This window comes from Erythrobacter sp. SDW2 (assembly GCF_021431965.1).
Classification (GTDB): domain Bacteria; phylum Pseudomonadota; class Alphaproteobacteria; order Sphingomonadales; family Sphingomonadaceae; genus Parerythrobacter.
The window spans coordinates 2,096,600-2,109,383 of sequence record NZ_CP090370.1; the positions used below are offsets into that span (position 1 = coordinate 2,096,600).

6 protein-coding genes are annotated in these 12,784 nt (G+C 63.9%); 5 read left to right on the plus strand and 1 reads right to left on the minus strand.

Annotated features, from left to right (window positions below; genetic code table 11):
* Positions 1-13: 13 nt before the first annotated feature.
* Genes LY632_RS10205 through LY632_RS10215 form a run of 3 tightly spaced genes read left to right on the plus strand, consistent with a single transcriptional unit; the run spans position 14 to position 6,010 of the window.
* Positions 14-2,416, plus strand: coding sequence for a glycoside hydrolase family 3 N-terminal domain-containing protein (locus LY632_RS10205; protein ID WP_234091034.1), 2,403 nt, complete (start codon positions 14-16; stop codon positions 2,414-2,416).
* Positions 2,417-2,439: 23 nt separating this feature from the next.
* Positions 2,440-4,797 carry a glycoside hydrolase family 3 N-terminal domain-containing protein gene (locus LY632_RS10210; RefSeq protein WP_234093216.1) on the plus strand — a complete coding sequence of 786 codons (2,358 nt, stop codon included), beginning with the start codon at positions 2,440-2,442 and terminating at the stop codon, positions 4,795-4,797.
* A 1-nt stretch (position 4,798) separates the two neighbouring features.
* Complete coding sequence (locus LY632_RS10215; protein ID WP_234091035.1) at positions 4,799-6,010, plus strand: endo-1,4-beta-xylanase; 1,212 nt, start codon at positions 4,799-4,801, stop codon at positions 6,008-6,010.
* Positions 6,011-6,150: 140 nt separating this feature from the next.
* Here LY632_RS10215 and LY632_RS10220 read toward each other — a convergent pair whose 3' ends face one another.
* A complete protein-coding gene (locus LY632_RS10220) occupies positions 6,151-9,519 on the minus strand; it encodes a TonB-dependent receptor (RefSeq protein ID WP_234091036.1) in 3,369 nt (1,122 codons plus the stop codon).
* A gap of 169 nt (positions 9,520-9,688) precedes the next feature.
* Here LY632_RS10220 and LY632_RS10225 point away from each other — a divergent pair, with 169 nt between their 5' ends.
* Entirely contained in the window at positions 9,689-11,242 is a 1,554-nt protein-coding gene (locus LY632_RS10225) for a tryptophan halogenase family protein (protein ID WP_234091037.1), read from the plus strand.
* A complete protein-coding gene (locus tag LY632_RS10230; protein WP_234091038.1) occupies positions 11,239-12,774 on the plus strand; it encodes a tryptophan halogenase family protein in 1,536 nt (511 codons plus the stop codon). The genes LY632_RS10225 and LY632_RS10230 overlap by 4 nt, the downstream gene beginning before the upstream one ends.
* Positions 12,775-12,784 lie beyond the last annotated feature (10 nt).

Below are 12,784 nucleotides of genomic sequence, written 5' to 3' on the forward strand. Positions count from 1 at the left end.
GGAGGTAACGGAAATGCGAGCAATAAAGCGGAGCGCTCTGGCCCTCGGCGTGTGCCTGGCCGCGCTGCAACTGGCCCCCATCGCGCCCCTTTCGGCGCAGGAAGTAGCCGTCGAACGTCCCATGTCCGATGCGCCCTACTGGGATGCCAGCCTGCCGGTCGAGCAGCGCGTCGAAGACTTGCTCTCGCGCATGACGCTGGAGGAAAAAGTCGCGCAGATCATCACCGTCTGGGACGGCAAGGGCGAGATCCAGGGCGAGGGCGACGTCTTCGACCCTGCCAAGGCGAGCGCCCGCTATCCCGACGGGATCGGCCAGATTGCCCGTCCATCCGACCGGCTGGGCCCGTCCAGCCCCCGCGTCGTCCCGCGACGCAGTATCGAAGACAGTGTGCAGTATGTCATCGATGCGCAGAAATGGGCGATGGAGCAAACCCGGCTCGGCATCCCCATCCTGTTCCATGAAGAATCGCTCCATGGCTTCGCTGCCAAGGATGCGACCTCCTTTCCTCAATCCATCGGCCTTGCCAGCACCTGGGACCCGGATCTCGTCCGCGAGATCAACGCCCTGATCGCCGGCGAGGTGCGCGCGCGCGGCGTTCACCTGGTTCTCTCTCCCGTGGTGGATGTCGCGCGCGATCCGCGCTGGGGTCGGATCGAGGAAACCTTCGGCGAGGACCCGTTTCTGGTCGGCGAGATGGGCGTCGCCTCGGTCGAGGGGCTAAGCGGGATCGGCACCGACAAGAAACTGGCACCCGGCAAGGTCCTTGCGACGCTCAAGCATATGACCGGGCACGGACAGCCGGAAAGCGGCACCAATGTCGGCCCGGCGCAGATCAGCGAGCGGACCCTGCGCGAGATGTTCTTCCCGCCGTTCGAGCAGGTGGTGAAGCGCACCCCGATCGAAGCGGTGATGGCGAGCTACAACGAGATCGACGGCATCCCGTCGCATTCGAGCAAGTGGCTGCTGACCGACGTCCTGCGGGGAGAATGGGGCTATCAAGGTGCCGTTGTCTCGGACTACTACGCCATCGAGGACCTCGCGCGCCTGCACAAGATCGTGCCTGACATGAAAGCCGCCGGCGAGATTGCCTTGCTGGCCGGGGTCGATGTCGATCTGCCGCAAGGAGCCGGGTTCGCCTTCCTCGTCGACAGCGTCAAGGACGGCAGCGTGCCGATGGCGGCCATCGACAATGCCGCCCGCCGCTTCCTGACCATGAAGTTCAATTCCGGCCTGTTCGACGATCCGTGGCCCAACCTGGCAGAGGCGCTCCGGTCAAACGGACCGGAAGGTGTCGCCCTCGCCCGCAAGGCGGCGGAGAAATCGCTGGTCCTGCTGAAGAATGACGGTGTGCTGCCCCTCGCCCTGCCCGCTGCGGGCAAGTCGAAGCCGACCATCGCAGTGATCGGGCCGAATGCTGATGTGGCGCGCCTGGGCGGCTATTACGGCGAGCCGCGCGCGACCGTGACCCCGCTGCAAGGCATCCGCGACGTCGTGGGCGACAAGGCCACCATCGTTTATTCCAAGGGCGTCGAGATCACCGTCGGCGACGACTGGTGGGAAGATGCAGCGGAACTGGCCGACCCGGCCGAGAACCGACGCATGATCGCCGCCGCGGTCGAAGCCGCCAGGGGCGCCGACACGATCCTGCTGTTCATTGGCGATACCGAGAAGACCAGCCGCGAAGGTTGGGCCCCGGGTCACCTTGGCGACCGCACCAGCCTCGATCTCGTCGGCGAGCAGAACGAGCTGTTTCTTGCGCTCAAGGCCTTGGGCAAACCGATAGTGGCGGTGCTGGTGAACGGACGCCCGCCGAGTTACCCGATCATTGCCGAACAGGCCGACGCCATCCTCGAAACCTGGTACGCCGGGGAGCAGCAAGGCAACGCCATCGCCGATGCGCTGTTCGGGCGGGTCAATCCGGGCGGCAAGATGCCGGTCAGCACCGCGCGCAACGAAGGCCAGCTGCCCAACTTCTACAACTACAAGCCCAGCGCCCGGCGCGGCTATCTATTCGACGAGGTCACGCCGCTGTTCCCGTTCGGCTTCGGGCTGTCCTACACCACCTTCGATATCGGCACCCCGACGCTGTCCGCCGCGACCATCAAGCCCGGCGAAGGGGTCACGGTGCGGGTGACCGTCAGCAACACCGGTAAGATGGCTGGCGATGAAGTGGTTCAGGTCTACCTGCGCGACGAGATTAGCTCGGTCACCCGCCCGGTGAAGGAACTGGTCGGGTTCAAACGCGTGACGCTGAAGCCGGGCGAAAGCCGCGCTGTCGATATCGCGGTTCGGCCTGAGGCGTTCATGCTGTGGAACCGCGAGATGCAGCGCGTGGTCGAGCCCGGCGAGTTCACCATCATGGTCGGCCCCAACTCGCAGGATGTGGTGGAAACCAAGCTGACCGTCAGTCCGTGAAGCGGCGCGATGCCCTGCGCCTGATGGCGGCGGGTTCGCTGTCCGCGCTGGCCGTGGCGCAAGCACCCATGGCCTTCGCGCAGGACGGGACACCGCGCTACAGGGATCCGCTGGCACCCATCCCTTTGCGGGTGGCGGACCTCATGGCGCGAATGACGCTGGAGGAGAAGGTCGCGCAGATCCGTACCGCCTGGGCGGCCAAGGCGGATATGATCGATGGTCTTGCATTCGACCCTGCCAAAGCCAGCGCCGCCTTTCCCGATGGCATCGGCCATGTCACGCGGCCAAGCGACAAGCGCGGCGTGCCGGGCATCACGGGCGCAGCCGGTGGCACGGCAGCGCGCTGGCGAACACCGAAGGAAACGGTCGACTTCATCAACGCGCTGCAGCGCTGGGCGCTCGAAGAGACCCGCCTCGGCATTCCCGTCCTGCTGCACGAGGAATCGCTCCACGGCTACATGGCGACCGAGGCGACCATGTTCCCGCAGGCCATTGCGCTGGCGGGATCGTTCGACACCGAGCTGATGCGGCGCGTGCAGTCGGTCATCGCCCGCGAGGTGCGCGCACGTGGCGTGCCTTTCGTCCTGAGCCCGGTGGTCGACATAGTGCGCGATCCACGCTGGGGCCGGATCGAGGAAACCTGGGGCGAGGATCCATACCTCGTCGGCGAAATGGGCGTCGCGGCGGTCGAGGGTCTGCAAGGCCCCGGCAAGTTCGAGCGACTGGGCGAGGACAAGGTCTTCGCCACGCTCAAACACATGACGGGGCATGGCCAGCCGGAAGCCGGCAACAATGTCGCCCCTGCCCAATTGTCAGAGCGCGAACTGCGCGAGAACTTCTTCCCCCCGTTCCGCGAGATTGTCACCCGGACGTCGGTTGGCGGCGTGATGCCGAGCTACAATGAGATCGACGGTATTCCCAGCCATGCCAATACATGGTTGCTCGGCGAGGTTCTGCGCGGCGAATGGGGTTTCGACGGTATTGTTGCGAGCGACTATGGCGGCGTCCACGAGCTCGCCACCCTGCACATGGTGGCGAGCGACCTGGAAGATGCAGCCAGGCAATCGCTGGAAGCAGGGGTCGATAGCGAATTGCCCGAGGGCATGGCTTTCGCCACCGTGGTCGAGGCCGTCCGCGCCGGACGCATCCGGCAATCGCTGGTCGATACCGCCTGTGCGCGGATGCTGACACTCAAGTTCCGCGCCGGGCTGTTCGAGAATCCCTATGGCGACTGGGCCAAGGCGGAACGGATCACCGGCAATGCCGAGGCGCGGGCGCTGGCGCTCGAGGCAGCGCGCAAGGGGCTATGCCTGCTGACCAACCGCAATGGCACGCTTCCGCTCGACCGCAAGGCCATGGGCCGTGTCGCAGTGATTGGCCCCAACCAGGCGATTGCCAGGCTGGGCGGCTATTCGAGCGTGCCGAAGCAAGCCATCAGCCTGATCGAGGGCTTGCGACAGATCGCGCCCGCGGCAGATTTCGTCACCGCGCAAGGCGTGTTCATCACCACCAGCGAAGATCGCTCGCAGGACATCGTCTCGCTCGCCGATCGGGCGGAAAACCTGCGGCTGATGGCCGAAGCCGTCGATGTGGCGAGGACCGCCGACACCATCATCCTTGCCATCGGCGACACCGAACAGACGAGCCGCGAGGGCTTTGCCAGGAACCACCTCGGCGACCGCACCGATATCGACATCGTCGGCGAGCAGAACGAGTTGGTCGATGCATTGGCGGCACTCGGCAAGCCCTTGATCGTGGCGGCTTACAACGGCCGCCCACCCAGCTGGCCCAATGTCGTGGCGAAAGCCGACGCCATTCTCGAATGCTGGTACCCGGGACAGGAAGGCGGCCTCGCCGTTGCCGAAGCGCTCCTTGGCGATATCAACCCGGGTGCCAAGCTGCCTGTCAGCGTCGTCCGTAACGAAGGCCAGATTCCGCTCTCTTACAACCACAAGCCGAGCGCGCGGCGCGGCTACCTGTTCGACGACAAGGCTCCGCTGTTCCCGTTCGGGCACGGCCTTTCCTACACCAGCTTCACCATATCTGCGCCGCGCACCGGCAAGGCTCGATTTGGCCGCAACGAGGCGATCATAGTCTCGGTCGATGTGCGCAACACCGGCCAGCGCACCGGCGATGAAGTGGTGCAGCTCTACATCACGCGCAGCGATGTCTCGGTGTCGCGCCCCGTCCTCGAACTCAAAGGCTTCGAGCGCGTCACACTGGCGCCGGGTGACCAGCGCACCGTCCGCTTTACCATCGAGCCGCGCCATCTCGCGATCTGGAACCGTGCCATGGCGGAGGTCAACGAGCCGGGTCCAGTGCGACTGTCGGCCGGGAAGAGCAGCGCCAATTTGCAATCCATCGATGTGGAGATCGTCTGACATGAGCAAGGGGTTCCAATTCGACCGCCGCGGGGCGATGACGGGACTGGGTGCCCTGGCCCTCGCCGCCTGCGGAGGCGGCAGCGGAGCACGGCCGGTGACCGGCGCGACGCCGCCCCCGCCCCCGCCCCCGCCCCCGCCGCCCGCCGGCCTGCCTACGCCCGGGCTCAACGCACTTTCGACACGCAAGGGGCGCAAGTTCGGCACCGCCATCGCCTCCAGCCCGGGCCGGAGCGAGGCGGGCTCGGTCCAGAACCCCCGCTATACCGACATTGTGCTGACGGAGTGTGGCATCGTCGTCCCGGAAAACGAGATGAAGTGGCAGGCCGTCCGCCCGTCTGCCGACACTTACAATTTCGCCCGGATGGACGAAATCGTCGCCTGGGCGCAGGCCCAGGGACTTGCGGTGCGCGGCCATACGCTCCTGTGGCACCGGCCGCAGTGGTTTCCGGTCTGGCTCAACAGTTACGACTTCGGTGCCAATCGCGTTGCCGAAGCCGAGCGGTTGCTGACCGAGCATATCCGGACTGTGACCCGCCGCTACAAGGGCGTGATCAACAGCTACGATGTCGTCAACGAGGCAATCGACCATGATACCAACGGGACGATCGAGACCAGCCTGAGCCGCGCGATGGGCAGTCCGGAGGCGGTGATCGACCTCGCTTTCCACACCGCACGCGCGGAACTCCCGACAGAGCAGCTGGTCTACAACGACTACATGAGCTGGGAGCCGCAGCACCGCGCCCACTGCGACGACGTGCTGCGCCTGCTGGAAGGCCTGCGCAAGCGCGGCACACCGGTCGACGCGCTGGGCATCCAGTCGCATATCGAGATGTTCTCGATCGATCCTGCGACAGGCGTCGGCCCCTATGCCGAACGCGAATGGCGCCGTTTCCTCGATGAGGTTACCGGCATGGGCTACCGCCTGCTGATCACCGAGTTCGACGTGAAGGACAAGGCGCTGCCCGCCGACATCGCGCTGCGCGATGCCAAGATCGCCGACTATGCGCGGCGCTATTTCGAGCTGATGCTCGAGTATGATGCCCATCTCGACGATATCCTGGCCTGGGGCATGGTCGACAAGTTCAACTGGCTGCAAGGCTTTGCGCCGTCGAAGCGCACGGATGGCCTCGAGGTGCGCGGGACGCCCTACGATTCCGAGTATCGGCCCAAGCCGCTGCGGACGGCGATTGCAGCTTCACTCGCCGCCTGACAATCCGCCATTCAAAGACGCACCGGGCGGCCGAGCGATCGTCCGCCCGATCCTGTTCCCGCTATCCCTTGCACCCAATTGGCAACGGGCCGCCCCACCGCGAGGTGGAGCGGCCCGCCAGCCTTCAGACCAACCGTGGTCTAGAAATTGCCCCGGATGATGAAGCTGAAGCGCCGATCGTTCATGAAGTAGGAACGCGGTGCCAGGTCAGCCGGATCCCCGGTGAAAGCCTGCGTCGTCTTGGTGACTTCGTTGAGCAGGTTCACACCCTGGATGCCGACACGCAAGTTGTCGCCGAGGTTGAAGAACACCGAAGCATCGAGCTGGCCGGTCGGCTCGTTGAAGATCGAGTAATACGGGAAGATCACGTCCGAAGCCGTCAACAGGAAGCGCGAGCGCCAGTTGTAGGCAGCACGGAGCGAGATCGGCCCCTTCTCGTAGAAAGCGGTGATATTGAAGTTGTGCTTCGACAGCTGTTCCAGGGGCAAATTGCCTGGCGGCACCGTCGACTCGTTAACCGGGGAGCCGGTGTTGAGGAAGGTGTTGGGCAAGCCCGAGCTGTCGATATAGGTGTAGTTGGCCTGCACCCCGAGTCCGTCGAACGGCGCCGGGAGGAAATCGTAGGTCTGCTGGTAAGCGACCTCGAAGCCCTTGACCTTGCCAGTCCCGTCGAAGTTGGCGGGGCCGCGGATCAGCACGTTCTGCGTCACGCCATTGCTGGTGATGTCGCGGCTGGTAATCTCCTGGAAGAAGAAGTCCTTCACCGATTTGTAGAACGCGTTGAAGGTAAGCGAGCCGACCTGTTGGGCGAAATACCATTCGAGGCTGGCGTCGAATTGCCATGCAGTCGCAGGTTTGAGGAAGGGATTGCCGGCGGTTGCCGTCAGCTCGCCCGAAGTGCCCAGACCGATGGTAAGGAAGTTGCGGATGTAGGAGTTCTCAGGCCGTGAGAGGACCTTCGAACCTGCGAGCCGCAGGATGATGTCATCGGTCAGGCCGAACCGCAGGTTGAGGCTCGGCAGGAAATAGTCGTAAGAAAACCGTGCTGCGTCGAAATTGGTCTGTCCGGTGGCGAACTGCTGAAGCTGTGCGTAGCCCGCCGCGCCCAGCGTACAAACCCCGCCCGGAGTCTGCGGCAAGGTACCCGGCGGCGAACCGGGCGGCACGACCGGGGCACATCGAACAGCGAACGGATCGGCAATATTGAGCGCTTGCTGGCTCGGCACACCGATCGCACCCTGCGACTGGATCTCGGACTTGACCCAACGGACGCCGATGTTGCCGCCGAAGCGGACGCCGCCGAACATGTCGTCGCTGCCAAAAGCGACCATGGCATAGGCCGCCCAGTCGTCCTGCATGATGGGCTGGATGTCCGACTGGATGAACGGCGTGCCGTTCAAGGCACCGCCACGACCGGCGAGAGGCGTCCAGGTTGGGCTACCGCCAAACTGGGTGGTGTACTGGTCCTGGATGGATCGGAAGAAATCGACCGAGCCCTCATAGTCGCCGGTCAGATCGCCGGCGTAGTAGAACGCCCCCGGAGGTCCGGGCACCTTGCCGCGGAAGAAGTTCGGGAATTCATAGCGTTCCGACGAACCGGCAGGGGTGTCCGCGAAATTGACCGGGCGCGCGCCCGACCAGGTCTCGCTAAGCATACCCCAGTTGTAGGTCGTGTAGCGCACCGTCTGCTCGCGGCCCTGGAACCGGGCACCGATTTTGGCCCGTTTGATGAAAGAGTCTTCGTCGAACTCGTAGGTCCAGTCGTTGGCGAAGGCATACTGTGTGCCGGTGCTGTCTTCGATGTGGTCCATCGCCGCGCGCCAGAACTGGAACCGCGGATCGTTGAAGTATTCTTCCTCCGTTGCATTGGCGAGGTCAGCCCCAGGCGCCGACCAGACATAACCGAGGAATTGCGGCTTGTGCGGAATGACCACCGGCAGGTCGCCGGTCAGATCGAGTTCCTGGTCCGCGAAAGACGAGCCGAGCACGCTGAAGTCGAGGTTCTGCTTGCGCGACTTTGCATACTGGAAATCGATTTCCGTGCTCAGGCGATCGGTCAGCTGCTGCTGGAAGTTGAGACTGTAATCGGTGTTGGTCGTCTCGTCGGCCACTTGGCGGCGTGCCAGCGACTGCTGCAAACCACCAATCGGCACGAAGGGCGAAGTGCCGGGATTGCCTCGCCAGCCGTTGGAGGCGTTGACGATGTAGCCCGACTGGAACAGCCCGCGGTCGTCATAGACATAGTCGGTGAAACCGCCGACCGGGCATTGCGCACGAGCCGTGGGATCGCCCAGACCACCACCCGGATTGATCACGTTCGGACCATCGGCATTCTGGCGACAGCCGATCGGATAGGTCGAATATTCGGCCAGGTCGGGGGCGGTCTCAAAGGTGTATTCACCCCAATCGTTGGTCGTGTGCGAACGGATGAATTCGAGGGTCAGTTGCGAGCGTTCATCCAGGCTTTCCCACTGAGCCGAAACAGCGATGCCATCGCGTTTGCGGTCGAAATCCTGGGTGCGGAACTGGCCGCCAACGGGAGCCACGCGGAAATCGGCATAATCGGCAAAGCCGTCGGCCCCGGCCGTGCCGAAATTGCCGCACTGCGAACCAGCCGGCGGCAGGGTGAAGCTGTCGCTGCCCGAAGGAAGCGGATTGCGGCAAACCCGCACGCCGTTGGTATTGGCAGCGTTGACCAGCACACCGTCACGGGTCTGGTAATTGGCGATCTGGATGCCGTCGGAACGGCTCTTGATGCGCGAATAGGCTCCACTCACCAGCACCCCGATGCGCCCGATATCGGTGTCCCAGGTATTGCTGATGAGACCCGAGATCGTCGGGGTCCATTCCTTGCGCAGATCGCCGTAATTGCCCTCGATACTGAAGGCCATCTTGAGGCCGTTGTTGTCGAACGGTTTGCGGGTGTTGAGATTGACGGTGCCGGCCAGGCCGCCTTCGATCATATCGGCGGTCGCGTTCTTGCTGATGATGACCGAACCGAGAAGTTCGGAGGGCACGTCGGCAAAATTGAGCGCCTGCCCGCCCACGCCCGCAGCAAAAGCGGTGCGACCGTTGAACTCGGAGCGGACAAAGTTGAGGCCGCGCACGACCACCCCCGAACCTTCGACCGAGAAGTGATCCGGGTCGTTCGAACCGGCAAAGCGGTTGATCGCGACACCGGGAACACGCTGAAGTGCTTCCGTTACCGAGCGGTCCGGCAGCGCACCGATATCTTCGGCGGTGATGGCATCGACCACCGTGTCCGAATCGCGCTTGAGATCCTGCGCATTGGCAAGCGATTGCCGAATGCCGCTGACAACGATGACGTTGCCTTCGGGCTGTGCTGCGGCTTCCTCGGTTTCGGGATCCTGCGCGTCCTGGGCGTAGGCCGCCTGCGCAGCCATGACGCCGCCGACCACCATCATCGAGGCGCTGCTACGCAAGAATGTCTTGAACAGTTCCTCGTTGCGGACAGCTCGTCCCCCACGAGTTGACGTCGTCTTGGTCATGTGACCATCCCTCCCATGTTAGCGCTACCACTATGCGATGTGGCGCTTGCCTTTGCTTTGCACTCAGGCTTATCGGGCAGCGGAACCCTTGGCAAGAGGGCGTGTGCGCCTTTAGCTGATTTCTGTGGTAAATTGCCCACAGCGGCGAAAAGCGATAAGCGGAGCGCTGATGGGGAGGAGAAATGGTATCGTTACCGTAAATCGTATCGCACGGGTCGTGATCGTCGGTGGCGGGACAGCCGGATGGATGGCTGCTGCCGCCATGTCGCGCTATTTCAACGACGGTCGACGAGCCATCACGCTGATCGAATCGGACGCGATCGGTACGGTTGGCGTCGGCGAAGCGACAATCCCGCCCATCCGCAATTTCAACGCCATGCTCGACATAGCCGAGCCGGACTTCCTGCGCGCCACTCGCGGTACGTACAAGTTGGGTATCGAGTTCGTGAATTGGGGGGCACTGGGCGACCGCTACTTCCACCCCTTCGGCGAATACGGGCAGGACTTTCACGGCATCCAGTTCCACCACCTCTATTTGCGCGAACACGATCGTGGTGCTGCACCGGGAGACATCGGCGACTTTTCCATGTGCACTGCTGCCGCCCGGAGGGGTCGTTTCGCCCGGCCGGCTGCCGGGGCGCAGTCGCTGGTCTCGCAGATTGCCTATGCCTATCATTTCGATGCCAGTCTCTATGCCGCCTATTTGCGCCAACTGGCCGAGCGGCAAGGCACCGTGCGCAAGGAAGGCCGGATCACCGAGGTACGCCGCGACGGCGAAACCGGTGACGTCACCGATGTGGTGCTTGACGATGGCTCACTGGTCGAAGGCGACCTGTTCATCGATTGCTCGGGCTTCCGCGGCCTGCTGATCGAGGAAGCACTGGAAACCGGCTATGAGGACTGGAGCCACTGGCTGCCAATGGATCGCGCCATTGCGGTGCCCACAGCCAACATCGGTCCGCCCTCCCCCTTCACCCGTTCGACCGCGCATGCGGCGGGCTGGCAATGGCGAATTCCCCTGCAACACCGCACCGGCAACGGTCATGTCTTCTCAAGCGCCTATATGGACGAGGACGAAGCGCGTGATCTCCTGCTCGCCAATCTGGAAGGAGAAGTGCTGCAGGAACCACGGACCTTGCGCTTCCTAACCGGGATGCGGCGCAAGGCATGGAACCACAATGTCGTCTCGCTCGGGCTGTCGTCGGGCTTCATAGAGCCGCTCGAATCGACCAGCATCCACCTGATCCAGAACGGCATTGCCCGCCTCTTCGCGCTTTTCCCGGACAACCCGATCAGCCCGATCGAGCGTGGCGAATACAACCGGGGAATGCGCGAGCTCTACGAGGACGTGCGGGACTTCATCATCCTCCATTACAAGGCGACCCAGCGCGATGACACGCCCTTCTGGCGCTATGTCCGCGACATGCCGGTGCCAGGCAGCTTGGCGCGCAAAATGGAATTGTGGCGGCTGCACGGCCGCGTTTTCCGCGAGAATGCCGAGCTGTTTGCCGCGCCCAGCTGGATCGCGGTGATGCTGGGGCAGAACATCTGGCCCGATGCCTATGACCCGATCGCCGACACGCTCGACGAAGCCAAGGTCGCGGGCGCGATGCAGCAGATGCGGCAGGCCTATGCCGACATCGCGCAGAAGCTGCCCACGCATGAGGAGTTCATTCGCCAGTCGGGCGGGTGGCATGATGCACGGCAGGGTGGGCTGCAATGACACGCAAGCCAGTGACCCAGGTCGTCATCCTCGGCGGCGGCACCGCAGGCTGGATGGCTGCCACGGCGCTGGTGCGCATCATGGGCGATTTGCCCGGCTTCAGCGTCACCCTCGTCGAATCGGAATCCATCGGGACCGTCGGCGTCGGTGAAGCGACCATCCCGCAGATCATCGGCTTCAACCGCCTGATCGGCCTCGACGAGATGCAGTTCATGCGCGAGACCTGCGCGACCTACAAGCTGGGCATCGAATTCGTCGACTGGCTGCGGCCGGGGCATTCCTACGTCCATCCCTTCGGCTCGTTCGGGATCGACATGCTGGGGATCGAGTTCCAGCACTTCTGGCTGCGCGGCGCGTCGCTAGGCGATCCGGCCAGCATCGACAGCTATTCGATCGCTGCCGTGGCAGGTAAGGCCGGCAAGTTCGGCTGGCCCCAGCCCGACAATCACAAGTCGCCGCTCTCGCGGCTGTCCTATGCCTTCCAGTTCGACGCCGGACGCTATGCGCGCTTCCTGCGCGGCATGGCCGAAGCGCGAGGCGTCAGGCGCGTTGAGGGCAAGGTCGTCGAAGTTGGGCAAGACGCTGAAACGGGGCACGTCACTGCCCTCACGCTCGACAATGGCACCACCCTCGCGGGCGAGCTGTTCATCGACTGCTCGGGTTTCCGCTCGCTGCTGCTGGGCCAGACGCTGGGCATTCCCTTCACCGACTGGTCCAAATGGCTGCCGTGCGACGGCGCGGTGGCGATCCCGTGCGAGCGGGGCGGGGCGCACGAGCCGCTGACCCGCTCGACCGCTCGTCCGGCCGGCTGGCAATGGCGCATTCCGCTGCAGCACCGCATCGGCAACGGGCACGTATTCTCCTCGGCCTTCATGGAGCGCGAGGAGGCGACGGATATTCTGCTCGCCAATCTGGACGGAAAGCCTCTGGCCGATCCCAACAATCTCCGCTTCACGGCGGGCCACCGGACCAAGGCCTGGGCCAAGAACGTCGTGGCACTGGGGCTGGCTGCAGGCTTCCTCGAGCCGCTGGAATCAACCTCGATCCACCTCGTCCAGTCGGGCATCGCGCGGTTGATGTCGCTGTTCCCCGACACCGGTTTCAGCCAGGTCGAGATCGACCGCTTCAACCGGGAGACCGAGCAGGAGTATGTCGACATCCGCGACTTCCTGCTGCTGCATTATTCTGCCACCGAGCGCGACGATTCCGAATTCTGGCGCTATTGCCGTAACCTCGAGCCGACCGACGGGTTAAAGGCGAAGCTGGAAATGTTCCGCAGTTCGGGCCGTATCTTCCGCGAAAACAACGAGCTTTTCACCGAGGCGAGCTGGCTCTCGGTCATGCTTGGCCAGGGGATCAAGCCGGAGGCCTACCACCCCGCCGCGGCGCTGCTTGATGAGCGGGAAACGCGCGACCGGCTGGGCCATATCCGCGAAGTCATTGCCAACACTGTCGCGCAACTGCCGACGCAGGACGCGTTTCTGCGCCAGCGCGGCGGTGCCATTGCGCCCGGGGAACTCGCCACCACATGACGACGATCCC